The 18,280-nt window shown below is 68.0% G+C and carries 16 protein-coding genes; 9 read left to right on the top strand and 7 right to left on the bottom strand.

All coding sequences use genetic code 11. The features are described from left to right. Positions 1-16 precede the first annotated feature (16 nt). Both dnaJ and hrcA read right to left on the bottom strand, forming a co-directional pair. Positions 17-1,162, bottom strand: coding sequence for a molecular chaperone DnaJ (gene dnaJ / locus RIF23_RS12800; RefSeq protein ID WP_310912719.1), 1,146 nt, complete (start codon positions 1,160-1,162; stop codon positions 17-19). Then, positions 1,163-2,188, bottom strand: coding sequence for a heat-inducible transcriptional repressor HrcA (gene hrcA / locus RIF23_RS12795; RefSeq protein ID WP_310912944.1), 1,026 nt, complete (start codon positions 2,186-2,188; stop codon positions 1,163-1,165). A gap of 120 nt (positions 2,189-2,308) precedes the next feature. Between hrcA and RIF23_RS12790 the strand changes: the two genes are divergently transcribed. Genes RIF23_RS12790 through RIF23_RS12780 form a run of 3 tightly spaced genes read left to right on the top strand, consistent with a single transcriptional unit; the run spans position 2,309 to position 4,727 of the window. After that, positions 2,309-3,202 carry a DUF3097 domain-containing protein gene (locus RIF23_RS12790; RefSeq protein ID WP_310912718.1) on the top strand — a complete coding sequence of 298 codons (894 nt, stop codon included), beginning with the start codon at positions 2,309-2,311 and terminating at the stop codon, positions 3,200-3,202. 45 nt (positions 3,203-3,247) lie between these two features. Then, positions 3,248-4,099 (top strand): DUF4870 domain-containing protein, encoded by an 852-nt coding sequence (locus RIF23_RS12785; protein WP_310912717.1) that lies wholly within the window; start codon positions 3,248-3,250, stop codon positions 4,097-4,099. A 25-nt stretch (positions 4,100-4,124) separates the two neighbouring features. Then, complete coding sequence (locus RIF23_RS12780; protein WP_310912716.1) at positions 4,125-4,727, top strand: DUF4870 domain-containing protein; 603 nt, start codon at positions 4,125-4,127, stop codon at positions 4,725-4,727. A gap of 11 nt (positions 4,728-4,738) precedes the next feature. Here RIF23_RS12780 and hemW read toward each other — a convergent pair whose 3' ends face one another. From hemW to lepA, 4 genes are all read right to left on the bottom strand, one after another. Then, positions 4,739-5,971 (bottom strand): radical SAM family heme chaperone HemW, encoded by a 1,233-nt coding sequence (gene hemW / locus RIF23_RS12775; RefSeq protein ID WP_310912715.1) that lies wholly within the window; start codon positions 5,969-5,971, stop codon positions 4,739-4,741. A 72-nt stretch (positions 5,972-6,043) separates the two neighbouring features. Continuing rightward, a complete protein-coding gene (locus RIF23_RS12770; protein ID WP_310912714.1) occupies positions 6,044-6,562 on the bottom strand; it encodes an MOSC domain-containing protein in 519 nt (172 codons plus the stop codon). A gap of 656 nt (positions 6,563-7,218) precedes the next feature. After that, the gene (locus RIF23_RS12765) at positions 7,219-8,247 is read right to left on the bottom strand and encodes a LacI family DNA-binding transcriptional regulator (RefSeq protein ID WP_310912713.1); all 1,029 of its coding nucleotides are present in this window, start codon (positions 8,245-8,247) and stop codon (positions 7,219-7,221) included. A 56-nt stretch (positions 8,248-8,303) separates the two neighbouring features. Further along, positions 8,304-10,145 (bottom strand): translation elongation factor 4, encoded by a 1,842-nt coding sequence (gene lepA, locus RIF23_RS12760; RefSeq protein ID WP_310912712.1) that lies wholly within the window; start codon positions 10,143-10,145, stop codon positions 8,304-8,306. A 155-nt stretch (positions 10,146-10,300) separates the two neighbouring features. Here lepA and RIF23_RS12755 point away from each other — a divergent pair, with 155 nt between their 5' ends. From RIF23_RS12755 to RIF23_RS12745, 3 genes are all read left to right on the top strand, one after another. Then, on the top strand, positions 10,301-11,380 hold the full coding sequence (locus tag RIF23_RS12755) for a hypothetical protein (protein ID WP_310912711.1): 1,080 nt from the start codon (positions 10,301-10,303) through the stop codon (positions 11,378-11,380). Between the two features lie 251 nt (positions 11,381-11,631). Continuing rightward, positions 11,632-11,910 carry a 30S ribosomal protein S20 gene (gene rpsT / locus RIF23_RS12750; protein ID WP_310912710.1) on the top strand — a complete coding sequence of 93 codons (279 nt, stop codon included), beginning with the start codon at positions 11,632-11,634 and terminating at the stop codon, positions 11,908-11,910. 285 nt (positions 11,911-12,195) lie between these two features. After that, positions 12,196-12,603: an SSI family serine proteinase inhibitor gene (locus tag RIF23_RS12745; protein ID WP_310912709.1), complete on the top strand. Its 408-nt coding sequence runs from the start codon at positions 12,196-12,198 to the stop codon at positions 12,601-12,603. A 60-nt stretch (positions 12,604-12,663) separates the two neighbouring features. On the opposite strand, the gene RIF23_RS12740 is transcribed toward RIF23_RS12745, so the two are convergent. After that, positions 12,664-13,134, bottom strand: a complete 471-nt coding sequence (locus RIF23_RS12740) for a GNAT family N-acetyltransferase (protein ID WP_310912708.1) — start codon at positions 13,132-13,134, stop codon at positions 12,664-12,666. A gap of 581 nt (positions 13,135-13,715) precedes the next feature. Here RIF23_RS12740 and RIF23_RS12735 point away from each other — a divergent pair. The 3 genes from RIF23_RS12735 (at position 13,716) to holA (ending at position 18,016) form a co-directional block, all read left to right on the top strand. After that, complete coding sequence (locus RIF23_RS12735) at positions 13,716-14,426, top strand: ComEA family DNA-binding protein (RefSeq protein WP_310912707.1); 711 nt, start codon at positions 13,716-13,718, stop codon at positions 14,424-14,426. Beyond that, positions 14,423-16,852: a ComEC/Rec2 family competence protein gene (locus RIF23_RS12730; RefSeq protein ID WP_310912706.1), complete on the top strand. Its 2,430-nt coding sequence runs from the start codon at positions 14,423-14,425 to the stop codon at positions 16,850-16,852. Before RIF23_RS12735 ends, RIF23_RS12730 begins: the two co-directional genes overlap by 4 nt. A gap of 195 nt (positions 16,853-17,047) precedes the next feature. Further along, positions 17,048-18,016 carry a DNA polymerase III subunit delta gene (gene holA, locus RIF23_RS12725; protein ID WP_310912705.1) on the top strand — a complete coding sequence of 323 codons (969 nt, stop codon included), beginning with the start codon at positions 17,048-17,050 and terminating at the stop codon, positions 18,014-18,016. Positions 18,017-18,280 lie beyond the last annotated feature (264 nt).

Here is an 18,280-nt window from a genome sequence, read left to right as displayed (position 1 = left end):
GTCGTCGACACCGTGGCTACCGGGCACCGCTGAACACGTCCCGCAGCCGGGAGAACAGTCCGCCATGCCCCGGGCTGAGCTTATCCGGCTGCTGGTTCTCCCCACGCAGCTCCGCCAACTGACGAAGGAGCTCACGCTGTTCCTCATCCAGCTTGGTGGGCGTCTCCACATCCACCTGGATCCGAAGTTCCCCGCGCCCCGGCCCGTGCAGCCGATGGGTGCCCCGCCCCGGCATGGTCAGTACATGCCCGGAATGGGTACCCGCGGGAAGCTCGATCTCCTCCGGACCATCCAGGGTCTCGATCGTGAACGAGGAGCCCAACGCGGCGGTGGTCATCGGCACGGTCACCGTGCAGTGCAAATCGTCGCCGTGCCGCTCGAACAGGGGATGCTTCTCGACAACGACCTCGAGGAAGATGTCTCCACGCGGCCCGCCGTTGGGGCCCACCTCGCCCTCACCGGCGAGCTGGATCTGTGCGCCCTCGTCGATTCCTGCGGGGATCCGTACGGTGCGGGTGACATTCTGCCGCACCCGTCCGTCCCCGGAACAGTCCGCACACGGGTTGGTGATAATGACTCCCGCACCGGAGCAGTGCGGGCAGGGACGGGTGGTCATGACCTGACCCAGGAACGAGCGGGTCACCTGGGAGACCTCACCGCGCCCCGAGCAGGTACCACAGGTCTCCGGCTTGCTTCCCTGGGCGGTTCCCGCTCCGCTACAGGTTTCACAGAGGACCGCCACCGGGAAGGTGATGTCCTTTTCGACTCCGAAGGCCGCTTCAGCAAGGGTCAACTGGACCTGGACACGGCGGTTACGTCCCCGACGGGCCCGCTCCCGGGCACCACCGCGTCCACCGTTGCCCATACCGCCACCGAAGAAGGCGTTCATGATGTCGTCGAAGGGGAAGCCCTGGGCGCCGCCGAACCCACCGGAGCCCTGCGCGGAACCGAAGGGGTCGCCGCCCATGTCGAACATCTGACGCTTCTCGGGGTCGGACAGGACCTCGTAGGCCTGCGTGACCTCCTTGAACCGGTCCTGGGTCGCCGGGTCCGGGTTCACGTCCGGATGCAGCTCCCGCGCCAGCCGTCGATAGGCCTTCTTGATCTCGTCCTGAGTGGCGTTACGCCGCACTCCCAGAATCTCGTAGTAGTCCCGGGCCACTTACTGCCTCGCAACAATCTCGCCGACGTACCGTGCCACTGCGCGTACAGCTCCCATCGTGCCTGGGTAATCCATTCGAGTCGGGCCAACGACCCCGAGCTTGGCCAGAGCCTGGTCCCCAACGCCGTATCCGGCGGAGACGATGGAGGTTGAGTGCAACCCCTCGTGGGAATTCTCCGCGCCGATACGCACCGTCAGCATGGACGGATCCCCGGCCTCACCTAGCAAACGCATCAGAACGACGTGTTCTTCCAACGCCTCCAATACGTCCCGCAGGCTAGCCGAAAAATCCACCGCGGCGAGATTCGCGGTCCCGCCCATCACCACCTTCTCATCATGGCGCTCCACCAGGCTCTCCAGTAGCACTGAGAGCACCGACGCAGCCAGCGGACGCTCCTCAGGCGGAAGCTGGGCAGGAAGATCGGCGACAGCGTCGGGCACCTCGGTGAGCCATTTACCGCCCGCGACGGTGTTCAGCACCGTACGCAGATGCTCCACGGCGACGTTGGTGATGTTCTCGCCACTCTCCTCAGCCACCTCGACAACCCGCTGCTCGACCCGCCCCGTGTCGGTGATCAACACCATCATCACCCTGGTCCCGCCCAGGGGAACCAGCTCGATGTGCTGCACGGTGGAATGGGTCAGGGAGGGGTACTGCACGACCGCAACCTGCCGGGTGAGTTGTGCGAGAAGCCGAACCGTGCGGGTAACGATCTCGTCGAGATCCACCGCACCGGACAGGAAGCTCTCGATGGCACGTCGCTCGGCCGCGGACAGCGGGCGAACCGCGGACAACCGGTCCACGAACAGCCGGTACCCCTTGTCTGTGGGAATACGGCCGGCACTGGTGTGCGGTTGCGCGATGTATCCGTCCTCTTCCAGTGCCACCATGTCGTTGCGAATAGTCGCGGGCGACACCCCGAGGTTGTGGCGACTCGCCAGCGCCTTCGAGCCCACGGGTTCGTTGGTGGACACGTAGCCCTCGACGATGGCACGCAGAACCGCGAGTTTGCGGTCGTCCAGCACGCGCTCACCTCCTAGCACTCCGAGTCCTTAAGTGCTAATTCTACGCGGAATGCCAAGTTCCGCTGTTAACTGCGAGCCAGCACCTGCTCACCTCCGCCGCGAGCGCTAGGATCGGCAGGCGTGCACTCCCATCGCGCCGACCAGCAACAGCCCGCGCGCCAGTACAGCACAGACGTCCTCGCAGGCGACTGGCGTCGACCCTATCGGGACCGCATTACGGACATCCCACTGGAACCCGGGTTGGTTGTGGAAACCGCTGACTCGAGTTTCTGCGGGGCCGTCACCACCTGGGACAAACGTTCGGTCACGCTGGAGGACCGCCACGGGACCCGGCGCGTGTTCGATCTTGACCCCGCCGCCTTCCTCGTCGACGGGCACCCGGTGTCCCTGGTGCGCCCCACCTCGTCGAACCGATCCTCCCGGGGGCCGCATCGCAGCGCCTCCGGTTCCATCGCGGTCTCCGGACTACGTAGCCGGGTTGCCCGCGAGAGTCGCATCTATGTGGAGGGGCGTCACGACGCCGAACTCGTGGAACGGGTCTGGGGCCACGACCTGCGGGTTGAGGGCGTGGTCGTGGAGGAGCTGGCGGGAGTTGACGATCTTCCGGCGGTTGTTGCGGACTTCGCTCCCGAAGCGGGCCGGCGCCTTGGTGTTCTCGTGGACCACCTGGTTCCGGGCTCGAAGGAGAGCCGGGTCGCCGAGCAGGTGAGCTCCGCGCACGTGCGCGTGGTCGGGCATCCGTTCGTGGATGTGTGGGCGGCCGTGCGCCCAGGTGCGGTGGGCATCTCCGCATGGCCGGAGATTCCGCAGGGGGTGCCCTGGAAAGAGGGGGTTCTGGACGCCCTGGGCTGGCGGATGGAGCCTGGTGCTGCCTGGAGGTTCATTCTGAACTCGGTCCGTGACTTTCGGGATCTGGAACCAGAGCTGCTCGGCCGGGTTGAGGAGTTGATCGATTTCGTGACGGATCCGGCCGCACACCCGGGACGTTCGAATGCCTGCCATGATCGCGACTAGGCTCCGTACAGAACCGACCTGCCAAAGCGACATAGCTGGACGCACATGAGTGAGAATCCATCCAACCACCCGCCCCAGGACCAGCCTGGCGCCTCACCGCCTGGCCATCCCGCTGGGGACGAACCGCCCGGCTATGTCCCCACCGAGGGTGAGCCCGCACCCAGCTGGGGCGGCGCACCACCGGAGCCGGGGCAGCAGCCCATGGGGCCACCACCGGGACCCCAGCCTCCCCCGAACCAGGGCGGCTACCCCACCGGGGGACAACCCGCCTACGGCCATCCCGCCCCACCCGGACCACCACCCCAGACCGGCCACCCCCAGCAGCCCTACGGCCCACCACCGGAGCCAGGGCAGCAGCCCATGGGGCCACCCCCCGGACCACCACCGGGGCCACCACCGGGACCCCAGCCTCCCCCGAACCAGGGCGGCTACCCCACCGGGGGACAACCCGCCTACGGCCATCCCGCCCCACCCGGACCACCACCCCAGACCGGCCACCCCCAGCAGCCCTACGGCCCACCACCCCACCCGGAGGGGGCAGCTGGATCGTCCGAGCGGACTGCCTCGATGATTGCCCACCTGGGGGGTGTGGTCGTGGCCTGCCTCGGATGGCTTCCCGCCCTCGTGATCTACCTCATGCGCAAGGACCAGTCACCCTACGTTCGGGCTCAGGCGGCAGAGGCGGTGGGCTTCCAGCTGCTACTGCTGCTCGGCTACGTACTGACCACCGTCCTGTTCCTCGGACTGGGCATATTCGCACCAGACATCTCCTGGATCGGCTCCACACTGATCGCGGTGGTCTGGATTGTCGCCATCATCTTCGGGGTGCTGGCCGCGATCAGTGTGAACCGTGGCCGCAACTATCGTTACCCACTCGCACTCCGGATCCTCCGGTAACCAACAGCTTTGAAGGGACAACCGTATGGGATACCCGCAGAACGACGGTGAGCAGTGGCAACAGCCCAACCAACCCCCCGGGTGGGACCAGTACGGCCAGAACACCGGAGGTCAGGCACCCGGATATCCGCAGGGGCACCAGCACCCTTCCGGTGGTCAGTACCCGCAGGGCGGCCAGTATCCGACCGGTGGCCAGGCCGGATACTGGGGCTATCCGGATCCGAATCAGGCTGGCATGTCGCCCTACCAGGCGGGCCAGTGGCAGGCGGGTGGATACCAGGCAGGTCAGGGACATCCCGGTGGGCCGCAGAATTCCGACGAGCCCATGATGGGCCTGTTCTGTCACCTGGGAGGTCTACTCCTCGGCTTCGTCGTTCCCCTCATTCTCTACCTGGTGAAGAAGGACGAGTCACCCTTCATCCGACACCACGCCGCGGAAGCCCTGAACTTCCAGATCACGGTCCTCATCGGCTACCTCGTCTCGCTGGTGCTGATGTTGGTCCTGATCGGTCTGCTCACCTTCTTCGTCGTGCTGGTGGTGGACATCATCTTCTGTATTCTCGCGGCGTTGGCGGCCAACCGCGGCGAGTGGTACCGCTACCCGGTGAACATCCGCATGGTCAGCTGAGGACGCGGCCATCAGGTGAGTTCCCGCACCACGGCGTCCGCCAACAGTCGACCGGTGCGGGTCAGTACGGCGCGCCCTCCAGCCAGCTCCCCAGGGTCCAGCAGGCCGCGCTGTGCCACCTCCCGGGCCCGCTGCCGTCCCTGGACGGACAGCACCTCGAGCGGAACTCCGCTGGACAACCGAAGTTCCAGCAGGATCCGCTCGAGGTGCTGTTCGTCCTCGGTAAGCACCTCACGGGCTGCCCCCGGCGACACCCCCTCGTTCAGCCGCTGGGCATAGGCCCCGGGATGTTTGACGTTCCACCAGCGTGTCCCCCCGATATGACTGTGCGCACCCGGGCCGACCCCCCACCAGTCCCCACCGGTCCAGTAGAGCCGGTTGTGCCGGCTGTGCGCGGATTCGCCACGGGCCCAGTTGGACACCTCGTACCAGCTGTATCCCGCGCGAGTCAGCACATCATCGGCTTGGAGGTAGCGATCAGCGAGACGATCGCCGTCGGGCTCCTCCAGCTCGCCCCGACGCACACGTGCCGCCAGGCGCGTTCCCTCCTCCACGATCAGTGAATAGGCGGAGACGTGGTCCGGGGCCGCCTCGACGGCCGCAGTCACGGAGGCGTGCCAGTCGTCCTCGCTCTCACCCGGGGTCCCGTAGATCAGGTCGAGGTTGACGTGTTCGAAACCGGCCTCGCGTGCCCAGTCCACACACTGCTGGGGCCGGCCGGGCGTGTGGCTTCGTTCCAGGACCCGAAGAACGTGTTCCCGTACGCTCTGCATACCGAAGGAAACGCGGTTGAACCCCGCGTCTCGAAGCCGCATCAGATAGTCGCGATCCACGGTTTCGGGGTTGGCCTCCGTGGTGACCTCGGCGTCGGCGGCCAGCCCGAAGACGCTGTCGACGACACGCAGGATCCTCCCCAGGTCTTCTGCTGCCAGGAGGGTCGGGGTGCCTCCCCCAACGAACACGGTCGAGACCTCCGGGGCAGACGGAGGGAGCACTCGACCGGCCATCCGTAGCTCCGACTGTGCCAGCTCCGGATATCCCTCCCGGGTGGCCGTCGCCGTTCCGTCGCGGCTCAGCAGCTCCGCCGCAGTGTAGGTGTTGAAGTCACAGTAGCCGCAGCGAGTCACACAGAACGGCACGTGTACATACACGCCGAACGGGCGGTCGCCGAGCCTGGCCGTGGCACTCGCTGGGAGGCTCCCGTCAGTGGGAACCGGGGCACCGTCCGGAGAAACACTGGGCATACCCCCAGTCTCGGTGATTCCGCACGTCGTCCAAACCGCGTGGCCCCGGACCGGTTTGGCTCCGTCGGCTGGTTACCGACCGAGCTTTCGCTCCACCGAGGCGACATCCGTCACCCAGGATTCGGAACGTCCCGGGATGGCCAGGACTCGGTGCAGCAGCTCCAGATCTCGATTGTGGAGCGCCTGGAATGCGCCGGAGAGGCTGATGTCATGGTCGGGGCGGTACTCCACGGTGATCGGGGCGCCCACCTCGACCACCCCCTCCTCCACCACCCGCAGATAGGCCCCGGTTCGGGCCTCCTCCGTGAACCTGCGCACCCATCCCTTCTCGTCCAGCCAGCTACGAAACACACCACACGGGATCCGCGGCAGGGTGACCTCCAGGAGCGTACTGCCGATCCGCCAACGTTCCCCGATCAGCGCGCGGCTGACCTCGAGACCCGACGTGGTGAGGTTCTCGCCGAACACGCCGTCGCGCAGGGACCGACCGAGCCAGCCCTCCCACAGGTCCAACTCCTCTCGGGCATAGGCGTAGACCGCCTGGTCCCGCCCACCATGATTGGCCCGATCGGCCTGTTCATCACTGCCCACGCCGTATGTCCGCACCGGTACCGGGCCAACTATGGGCCGCTTGTCGATCGCGGTGCGCTGGAGCGAACCTGCCCACGGTGCATCGACCGCGTGCCCGGTGTTGACAGATCGCAGATATGCCATGGCAGCACCCTACGTCCCCCGAGCCCATGCCCCTGGGCACCGCCCCAGGCCGGATGTGGTCGTGGCGTCAGGTACGGACGGGGAACGTTGTGCTGTGTCGTCAGTCTTCGTCTTCGCCGCTCGTGACGTGCTTGGGGGCGCGGCCCCAGCCACACGGTCATGGTGGAGAACGACGGTTGACGGTGGTGCCGGTTGGTGGCGCCGCCGTGGCCGCTGGCGGCGGGGCACCTGGTAGCGCTTCCCCGCACCACGGCACCTGCGGGGCCAGCGTGGATGCGCCCCACCAGGTTCCGGCCCCGTCTCCCCCCACCACCGCACCCTCCCGCGGGGGCATCGTAGGACGCCTCCCGGCCGGGCACGCTGACCCCGGTGCGGCAAGCGCGAGCCCACCGAACGACGCTGCGCGGCCCCAGCGCCGCGGGCAGCGGGAGGCCCACACAGACCGGGTACACCCCGGGAAATGCGCCGGTCCGCCCCACTCCCAGCTCCACACCCACGATCCAGGGATCGTGGCACACGGAACCAGTCCGGGCTCACCCCACGGCGAGCCTCCGGGCGGGCACCACATCGGTGGAACCACGGACCACCAGCTCCGGGCCGAACATGTACTCGGTACGTGCAGGTGGGTAGCCACTGATCTCGTCGCACAGCGCTCGGACGGAGGCTTCTGCCATGGCGGGAACCGGCTGCCGCACGGTGGTCAGGGGAGGATCGGTGAAGGCGATGAGTTGGGAGTCGTCATAGCCCACGACGGAGACGTCCCGGGGAACCTCCAGACCGCGCTGGCGGGCGGCCCGGACCGCCCCCAGGGCCATCAGATCGGATCCGCAGGCGATGGCGGTCGCACCGCGGGCCCACAGGGCCGATGCAGCGGCATGCCCGCCCTCCACCCCGAACAGGGAGAGTTCCACCAGGTCCGCTGCCGCGTCCCCCAGCCCACGTTCGATCATGGCCTCCCGGTATCCGGCCAGTTTGCGACGCACGGCGACGTAGCGTTCGGGACCACTGACAAAACCGATCCGGGTGTGCCCGAGCGCGGCGAGGTGTTCGACGGCAATTCGCCCGGCCGCAGTGTCATCGCTGGAGACGAAGGTCGCGGGAACCCGTTCGGAGTAGCCGTTCACCAGCACGATCGGGATCCCACGCTCCAGCAGCTCCCGGTACCGGTCATGTTGGGCCGTGACATCGGCGTGCATGCCGCAGTTGAAGATGATGCCGGAGACGTTGCGCTCCAGCAGCAGCTCGACATACTCGTCCTCGGCCACCCCACCCGGGGTCTGGGTACACAGCACCGGCGTGTAGCCACGCTGGGCGAGCACCCCTTCTGCGGCCTGCGCGAACATCGGGAAGACCGGATTCTCCAGCTCCGGCACCACCATGCCGACCAGGCCCGCCGAGCGCCGTTGCAACCGGGCCGGACGCTCGTAACCCAGGACATCGAGGGCCGCCAGCACAGCCTTACGTGTTTCCGCACCCACCCCCGGCTTGTCGTTGAGGGCGCGGGAGACGGTCGCCTCGCTGACTCCTGCCTGCCGGGCGATGTCGGCCAGTCGTGGACCCATGCCAGCACTCTAGCCGAGCGGAACCGCCCCGACCGACGGCCCGGCTCAGGCCGGAGCTACTTCTTGCGATCCTTCTCGGAGGACTCGCCGTCGGTTGCCAGTGCGGAGATAAACGCCTCCTGGGGCACTTCGACCCGACCGACCATCTTCATCTTGCGCTTGCCCTCCTTCTGGCGCTCCAGCAGCTTGCGTTTACGGGTGATGTCTCCCCCATAGCACTTGGAGAGCACGTCCTTACGAATCGCACGGATGGTCTCACGGGCGATCACACGCGAACCGACCGCGGCCTGGATCGGAACCTCGTACTGCTGGCGGGGGATCAGTTCACGCAGCTTTTTGGTCATCTCGACGCCGTACGCATAGGCCTTGTCCTTGTGGACGATGGCCGAGAAGGCGTCCACCTTGTCCCCCTGCAACAGGATGTCCACCTTGACCAGTTCGGAGGCCTGCTCCCCGGCGGGTTCGTAGTCCAGGGAGGCGTAACCCCGGGTGCGGGACTTCAGCTGGTCGAAGAAGTCAAAGACGATTTCGGCGAGCGGCAGCGTGTAGCGCATCTCCACCCGGTCCTCGGAGAGGTAGTCCATCCCCCCCATGACGCCGCGCCGAGCCTGGCACAACTCCATGATCGGTCCCACGAACTCGGCCGGAGCCAACACCGTCCCCCGCACGATCGGCTCGTAGACCTCTGCGGTCTTGCCCTCGGGGAACTCGCTGGGGTTGGTCACCCGGTACTCGGTGCCGTCCTCCATGAATACGCGGTAGATCACGTTGGGCGCGGTGGAGATCAGGTCGAGGTTGTACTCCCGCTCCAGGCGGGCCCGTGTGATCTCCAGGTGGAGCAGCCCGAGAAAGCCGCAGCGGAATCCGAAGCCCAACGCCACCGACGTTTCGGGCTCGAAATCCAGGGCAGCGTCATTGAGCTGGAGTTTTTCCAGGGCGTCCCGCAGCACCGGATAGTCGGATCCGTCGATCGGGTAGAGCCCGGAGAACACCATGGGACGCGGTTCCTGGTATCCGGGCAGCATCTCGGTGGCGCCGCGACTGGCCAGGGTCACGGTGTCACCGACCTTGGACTGGCGTACGTCCTTCACCCCGGTGATCAGGTAGCCGACCTCGCCCACACCGAGGCCGTCCACTTTGGTCGGTTCCGGGGAGATCACACCGACCTCCAGCATCTCGTGGGTGGCCCCACTGGACATCATGCGCACCCGCGCGCGGCTGTCCAGTTGGCCATCCACGATCCGGACGTAGGTGATCACTCCTCGGTAGGTGTCGTAGACGGAGTCGAAGATCATCGCCCGGGGTGGGGACTCGGCCTCCCCCACCGGGGCGGGGATCTGGGTAACGACCTCGTTGAGTACGTCCTCGACCCCCGCACCGGTCTTGGCGCTCACCCGCAGAACGTCGGAGGGGTCACACCCGATGATGCCCGCCAGCTCGGCCGCGTACTTGTCGGGCTGCGCAGCTGGTAGGTCAATCTTGTTCAGCACCGGAACGAGCACCAGGTCGTTCTCCAGCGCGAGGTAGAGGTTGGCCAGAGTCTGCGCCTCGATGCCCTGGGCGGCGTCCACCAACAGGAGCGCCCCCTCACAGGCGGCGAGAGAGCGAGACACCTCGTAGCTGAAGTCGACGTGGCCCGGAGTGTCGATCAGGTTCAGCACATAGGTCTCGTCGTCGAGCGCGGTGAACGGCATACGCACCGCCTGGGACTTGATGGTGATGCCACGCTCGCGCTCAATGTCCATCCGGTCCAGGTACTGCTCGCGCATCTGCCGCTCGGTGACGGTGTTGGTGAGCTGCAACATGCGGTCCGCCAGCGTGGACTTGCCGTGGTCGATGTGCGCGATGATGCAGAAGTTGCGGATCAGCGCGGGGTCCGTCCGGTTTGGCTGTGGCACCGTGGTCCGTTTCGGGTCGCTCGACGGTCGGGTTGGCCTCCAGCCGACCCTGGGTCGACCGGAATCGCTCCGCTGCCGGTACCGTGTTCCGGGCCGGGCCCAGACGGGATCCGCGGAGCGTGACACCCAGGTTATGCCAGGAGCGGAGGCTGACGTTGACGTGGCTGTTGCAACGGATCTTCGCGGGTCTCGCCGCGGTGCTGCTCGTGGTGCTGGCTGCTGGGCTCTTGCTGCGTATGCAGTTCACCGGGGAGGCGACCCCCGAGGCGACATCGATGGGGGCGGACGCGGCCTGGGTGTCGGGCAGCTGGGTGGACGCCGCACAGAGCCCAACACCACAGGAGCGGGACGCCCTGATCGAGACCCTGGAACACGCGGAACTCGCCGAGATCTACGTCCACGTCGGTGAACTCTCTGCGGACGGGGAACTCGACCCGGAGGGGTATACGGACGCCACGGAGTTCCTCGACACCGTGTCGCAGGCCGCTCCGGACACACGGGTATTGGCCTGGATCAGTCACACGGCGCAGGGATCGTCGCTGACCGAGGACCGGTTCGACGACGCGACGCTCTCCACGACAGTGGCGACGGCGGAGGAGGTCGTGGCGGCCGGCTTCTCCGGTGTGCACTATGCGATCAGCCCAGTCACGACCAACGACCCGAGCCTGCCCCGGCTTCTGGAACAGACGCGCGACCGACTCGACTCGGACGCGGTTCTGTCGGTGCAGAGCCAGCACCTGGAACTCATCCCGGGACTCCGACTTCCCGTGTTCCTGGCGACACGGTCCGAGTCCTTCTGGTCCACCGGGTATGTGGCGCGTATCAGCGAGCACGTCGACAGCGTTGTCCTTCCCGGACATGACACCCGGATGCCGATGGAGTCCCTGTACGGGGGGTTCATGGTCCGGCAGACCGCGCTCCTGCTCGACAGTGTGCCCCACGACGTGTCCGTACGGATCGGTGCCCCGGCCTACCGGGACGAGGCGTGGGGACGAAACGCCGGAGCGGAGACGGTAACGACGGCGATCGAGGCGGTGCAGCTGGGCTGGTCCAGAAGTGAGGAACGCCCACCGGCGGCCGAGGCCGGAGATGCGACGGGCACAGCGGAGGCGGAGCAGGCTCCCGAAGAGCAAGGCACGACGGATTCGCCCGCGCCGGTGGGAATGGCGCTGTACCTCCTGGACGAGGCGCAGGCCCAGCAGCGTACGGACTTCGCCCGAGACTGGGGATGGTGACCGCGCCAGCATCGCGACGGGAGTGGGGCGGGACCGTGGCTGTCTCCGGCGTCACCAGCGATGGGCCGGTACCGAGCACTCCGCCAGAGGAGGCATAATGGAAGTCCGTGTCTCGGATGTTCCACGTTCCGTTGTTGAGCCCTGGAACCCGGATGTCGGACATGGCCCGGCCACACGCGGATCGGCTGCCCGCGCCTCTGGCCAGGCGATGATTCGACACGTCAGTAGATGATCTTGGAGCACGCTCCCGCATGGCGAACATCAAGCAGCAGAGAAAGCGCGTCCGGCAGAACGAAGAGCGCCGGGTACGCAACAAGGCGGTCAAGTCTTCGCTGAAGACCGCGATCCGCAAGTTCCGGTTGGCCAATGAGGCGGGCCGGCTCGAGGAGGCGCGTACGCTCCAGCGCGACGCTGCGCGTCAGCTCGACAAGGCCGTAAGCAAGGGCGTTATCCACAAGAACCAGGCGGCCAACCGCAAGCGTCGGATGGCCGCCCGGTTGAACAAGAAGCTGGCGGAGCAGGGCGGCTGACCACAGCCCCGGAGCTTCCGCACGGCCCCGCCCGGATCGTTCCGGGCGGGGCCGTTTCGTGTATCCGAATATTCGGACACACGATCATCATCCCCCCCATCCGAAAAAATCCACAAAAACAGAAAATGATCTCCAGATCGAAATGATCTTGACAAGAAACGTGACCCCGGACACATTGTGATCTCGCCCCACGGGCAAATATGTTTATTGTGTACCGGCATCCAGCCACAAGCATCGGATGCCATAATCAATTGACTCTGAAATCCTTCACAAGAGGAGTGCGCAATGAACCTGCCCCGTAACCTGGCTGTGGTCACGGCCCTGGGAGTCGCTGCATCCCTGAGCCTCGCGGCACCGGCCGCAGGCCATGAGTATGAGCCCGCGGCCAGCCTGGACCTTCAGATGTACGAGGGTACCGAGATCGGAGGCACGGTCCTTGGCGCAGCAACCCTGAACTGCACCCCCGACGGGGGGAGTCACCCCAGCCCCCGGGAGGCCTGTGACACCCTGCGTTCCGTGAACGGCGAGATCGAAGAAATTCCGGCAGAATCGGGACGATTCTGCCCGATGATCTGGGATCCGGTCACCGTCACCGTCACCGGAACCTGGAACGACCGGGATGTCGAGTTCACGAACACCTACTCGAATTCCTGTGTTGCCGACGTCGAGACGTCCGGGGTGTTGGACTTCTAGGTCGAGGCTGTGGAGCCCGGGGGCCCGGGCGGTAGGGCCCGAGGCGCGAGCCGGGCGGGGTCAGCGATTCCCCGCCTCGACGTGGGGAATTCTGCGTTCGAAAACCACGCGGTCGCGCCCCGGGCCGTTGTAGTCCGGTACTGGCCCCGACACCTCGAAGCCGAGGGCTTCGTGAAAGGCGATGGACGCATGGTTGTGCGGCACGGTGATCGCCTGCACCCGGGTTCGCCCCGCCGCTCGGGCATGGGTGAGAAACCGGCTGTAGAGTTCCCGGGCCAGGCCGTGGCTGCGGGCGTCCGGTGCCACGGCCACGGCATGGACATAGGCCAGTTCCGAATCAGCCGGGGACAGGAAGCCGACGAGGAACCCGCTGAGGTTCCCGGCACTCTCGGCGACGAAACTGGTGGGCCAGAAATGGTCGAGGAAGAGGCGGGGCAGTATCGAGCCGACGTCGCGCCCCCACCACGCGTCCAGCACGGCGGCGATGCGCTCGTAGTCCAGTGGATCTGCGGTACGGATCTCTGTTGCCACACCGGAATTCTCTCCCCCCGAGATCTCCGCGGGCCAGCCCCCTGAGCCCGTCCACATCCGGACGTTTCGTTCTGGTGGCGGGACGGCTCCGGAGCTAACGTGCCCGCATGCGTGGACGTTCGAACCCCAATGACGATCGGTCCCTGCGACGGTTGGCGGCGCTGTGTCCCCCGTGTCCCCCACAGTCCGCCACAGACGGCAACTCGCCCGCCCCTGCTCCGTCGGACGTGTCTCGTTCCCCGTCGGCCGGGGCGGAAGACGTTCCGCCACCTCCGTACGCCACCGCGGCCTCCTCCAGCCCGGGTGTTGGCGACAACGCTGTCCCAGGCCACACCCCGGACCGGTGTGGCCCCGCCGCTGCCTCCCCCACCACACCGCACGCCCCGGTTCCACCCCCGCCCTATGCGCGGACCCCGAGTGCCCAGATCCGGAGGCCGCCCTCCGAAAGTCCCGGCGCGGCAGACGGCACGGACGCTACGGACACCACGGACGCAGCACCCCCGGTCGTTGGGAACGTCGGGGCTCCAGAGTCCACCCGCACCCCCGAGGACCCACCCCCGGGTTACGTACCGGCGCCGGTGGTGGATGACGAACCCCTCCACGGACTCCGGGGGGTGCTGGCCCGCCTGGGCATCGACCCCACCCCTGTGGGGGTGGACACCCCCCGGGCCGGCCTGGTGACCGCGGTCGTGGCCGTGGCCTTCTTCCTGGCGTTGGCGGCCGGTGTGTGGTGGCTCCTGGGCGCGGCGCGTGCCGGCCCACAGCCCGCGGCCGAGGATCTGGATCCCGCCTCGCCGTCGGGCGAACCGTCGGTGGCTGCACCGGCGGATGCCACCCCGGGCCCAGAGGAATCCCCGCCGGGGGAGGTGGTGGTGCATGTCACCGGGGATGTTGATGCCCCGGGCCTGGTGACACTTCCGGGGGGTGCTCGCGTCGCCGACGCGATCGACGCAGCCGGTGGGCTCGCTCCGGGAGCCGACGACAGCGCCACTGAGGCGCTGAACCTGGCCCGCCCGGTGATCGACGGGGAGCAGATTCCGGTAGGGCCACAGGCACAGCAACATGCGGGGTCCGGCAGTGACGACGATACCCCTGTCGAACTCAACACGGCGACGGTCGAGGACCTGGAGGAGCTGCCCGGGGTGGGCCCGGTCCTGGCCGAGACGATCGTCGAGCATCGGGAGGACAACGGGGGGTTCACTGATGTGGCACAGCTGAACGACGTACGGGGCATCGGCGAACAGCGATTCACCGATCTGGAAGAGCGTGTCGTCGTGGCGCAGAACCAGTGAGCGAAACTCCCCGGGGCCGATCGTTGGCACCAACGCACCTGCGCCGGGACAGACGCACCACCAAGGACGGGCGCTGTCCCGGGACCGTCACCGACGAGGCCCACCCTCCCCCTCTCCCGGACCGAGGTGCGGTACTCCTGTCGGTGGTCGCGATCGGGACCTGGCTCGGCGCCTGGCTGGGTGCGACCACGGACGGCGCGACCTGGCTGACACTGACCGCGTGTGCTCTGGGTGGCCTCTGTGGCCTGGGCATGCTGATGCGGGGCGGGACACGCGCCGCCGGTGTGGTGGTGCTCGTCACCGCGCTCGGCACCACCGCGGGAGCGCTCTCGGCCTATCACCAGCGAACGGTTGTGGAGCGCAGCGCGGTGACTGCGCTGGCCCAGGGCGAGGAGCGTGTCCAGCTCACCATGACGGTGCGCGGGGATCCGCGCCCCCGAGGCCAGCCACCCCAGCCCGGGCAACCGACCCACATCCTCCCGGCCGCGGTGACCGCCGTGGACGGGCACCGCCTAGATCACCAGCCCCGGGTGGTGGTGTTGGTCTCCGGGGCCAGCTGGGTTGGGCTGGTTCCCAGCCAACGGGTCGTGACCAAGGCCCGCCTGGTTCCCGCGGATCGGGACCCGCTGACCGCCGCGCTTGTGCTGCCCCGCGGCACCCCGACGGCCGTGGCAGCGCCCAGCCCGGCGCACCAGCGTGCGGGCCAGGCCCGAGCGGGGCTGCGTGCGGCGAGCAGTGACCTCCCACAACCCGTGCGGGGGCTCCTTCCGGCCGTGGTCGTGGGGGACCGCGCGGAACTCGACGCCGGGATCAGCGAGGACTTCCGAGTCACCGGAATGACACACATCATGGTCCCGTCGGGAGCAAAGCTTGCGATCATGCTGGGCTGCACGCTGGGTCTCGCTCGCCTGCTGCGTGCCCCGGTCTGGGTGCAGGTTGCGACGGGCGCGGCTACGATCGCGGTCTTCGTCGTGGTGTGTCGTCCGGAACCCAGCGTGGTGCGGGCAGCGGTCATGGGCGGGCTGGGCCTGGTGGCGCTGGGGCTGGGGCGGCCCCGGGCCGGGCTGTCGGTACTGGCCGTGGCCGTGCTGGGCACTGTTGTCGTCGCTCCCGATCTGGCACGTTCCTTCGGCTTCGCGCTGTCCGTTCTGGCCACCGGCGGGTTGCTGGTGTTGGCTCCCCGGTGGCGCGAATCCTGGTCGCCCTGGCTGGGGCGGCCGGTTGCGGAGCCGGTCGCGGTGGCCTTGGCGGCCCAGCTGGCCTGCTATCCGGTGCTGGTGCTGTTGGCCGATGAGGTCAGCTTGATCGCCGTTCCGGCGAACGCGCTGGCGACTCCGTTCGTTCCCGCAGCCACCGTGGCCGGTTTCGGCGTAGCACTGGTGGCGATGGTCTCGGTCGAGGCGGCGCAGTGGCTGGTGTGGCTGCCGGCGGCGCCGGTTGCGGTCCTGGCCCTGATCGCGGAAGAGTCGGCCGGCATTCCGTACGGTACCGTTCCGTGGCCCGGCGGGCCTTCGGGAGCCCTGATCCTGGCGCTGGTACTCACGGCAATGGTGACCCTACGCGGGCGGTGGGGCGCCCCACTCGCCGCCGGCTCCCTGGCACTCCTGCTGGTCGCGCTGACGGTGCAAGTCGTGGCCCCGCCCTGGCCACCACGGTCGTGGATCATGGTGGCCTGCGACGTGGGGCAGGGCGACGGCCTGGTCCTCTCGGCCGGTCGCGCGGGCGCCGTGGTGGTCGATGCCGGACCGGATCCGGTAACCATGCAGCGTTGCCTGCGCGAGCTGCGGGTTTGGGAGGTCGGCCTATTGGTGGTGACGCACGACCACGCCGACCACACGGGCGGGGTGAACGGTGTGCTGCGGCACCGGGAGGTCACCACGGGACTCGCCCCACCCGGTTTCGCGAGCAGCCCCACCGGCCAGCTACTCCAGCGCGGCGGTGTGGACCTGCACGAGGCCCGGCCGGGACAGCGAGCACGAGTCGGGCCATGGCGCCTGGACGTGTTGTGGCCGGAGCCCGAACACGCGCCGAGTGTGAACGACGAGAGCGTGGTGGTGCGGGCCGAGTGGAGCGACCCGGTGCAGCCAGGGGTCACTGTCCTACTCACCGGGGACGTTGAGGAGCCCGCGCAACAGGTCCTGGTGGACCGCCGCACCCCCCAGCTGGACGTGGACGTGCTCAAGACGCCACACCACGGTGCCGGCACCCAGGTCCCGGAGTTTCTGGCCGCCACCCGCCCCCGCCTGACCGTGACCTCCCTCGGCGCGAACAACCCACACGGTCATCCCACACCCGAGACGTGGGCGCAGCTGACCCAACTCACCGAGCGCAACTACCGCACCGATCTACACGGCGACATCGCAATTGTGGCCACGGGGGACGGTCCCGTGGCCCGCGTTCGGGGCGCCGACGCCCAGGCCCCGTAGCTGCACCCGGCCGTGTTCGCTTCATGGCCCGGTATTTCCTAGTACGGACACCGGACAGTGGCCCGAACGCGGGGGGCTCCGGTTCAGGTGCGGGGGCCGAGGCACGGCAGCACAGGTGTGAGCACCCCTGGACGGCTCACGCGGGGTATGCAGCCGAGACGCCATGTGCCCGCACACCGTGGCATGCTGTGAGACATGGCCGCACCCGAACTGTCTGCGCTGCACGTCGTCGTTGGTGACGAGGAGCTGCTCGTCGAGCGCGTCCTGGCGCGCATGGTGTCCGCGGCCCGGCGCGTCGAGGAGGACGTGGATGTCCATGAACTCAGCCCAGCCCAGGTCAATGCGGGTAGTCTCGCCGAGGCGGCGTCTCCGTCGCTGTTCGGGGAGCGACGGCTGGTGATCCTTCGGGACGCCCAGGACCTGACCAAGGACCTGGTGTCGGCGGTCACTCCGTATATTCAACAGCCGGCGCCCGACGTGGTACTGATTCTCACCCACGCCGGCGGCGCCAAGGGCAAGGCCCTGTTGGAGACCGCCATCCAGGCGGGTGCCACACGCACCGACTGCCCCAAGCCAACCAAGCCCAGCGAACGGCTCGCTTTTGTCAAGGGAGAGTTCGATGCGGCGGGACGGCAGGTCACCCGGGATGCGGCCCAGGCTCTGGTGGACGCGGTCGGATCGGACCTGCGGGAGCTGGCCGCGGCATGTGCCCAGTTGGTGGCCGACACTGAGGGCAGCGTGGACGCGAACACGGTGGCGCGCTACTACTCGGGGAAGGCCGAGGCGAACGGCTTCACCGTCGCGGACCGGGCCGTGGAGGGCAAGCGAGCCGAAGCGCTGGAGGCCTTGCGCTGGTCCCTGGCGATCGGCACCGCACCGGTGCTGATCAACAGCGCACTGGCTGGGGCCGTACGCGGACTGGCGGTTGTGGCTGATCCACCGCGCGGAGTCGGAGACGGGGAGCTGGCCAAACGGGCGAAGGTGCCGCCGTGGAAGATCAAGACCCTGCGGCAGCAGGCGCGAGGGTGGACCGTGTCTGGCCTCGGGCGTGCTCTGGAGGTGGTGGCCGAGACCGACGTACAGATCAAGGGCGCCGGTCGGGACCCCGCCTACGCCCTGGAACGGGCGGTGCTGGAGATCGTCTCCGCACGGGATCGGCGTTAGGGCCTGTTTCTTGGAGGGTCTGTGGGGTGGGGTGGGACGCTGTTCGGGCCGTCTCGGTGGGCAGGGTCGCAGGCCGGGAACTCTCCCCGGATGCCGCATGGGGGCTGCGGGCCGCGCTGATGCGCGCCGATCCGCCCAGGCGAGTCCCGTGGGGTGCGCCCGTGCTCGTCCGTCGGCCGGGCTGGGGGCAGCGCCCCGGGCGTGCAACAACGCCCGCGGCGCGGCTAGAGCGGCACGCCCGCGTGCGACTCCCCTCGGGGAAAA

This window comes from Lipingzhangella rawalii (genome assembly GCF_031628175.1).
In the GTDB taxonomy this organism is placed as follows: Bacteria; Actinomycetota; Actinomycetes; order Streptosporangiales; family Streptosporangiaceae; genus Lipingzhangella_A; species Lipingzhangella_A rawalii.
The sequence above is the reverse complement of the archived record's forward strand: the minus strand, read 5'-3'. Positions and strand labels throughout refer to the sequence as shown.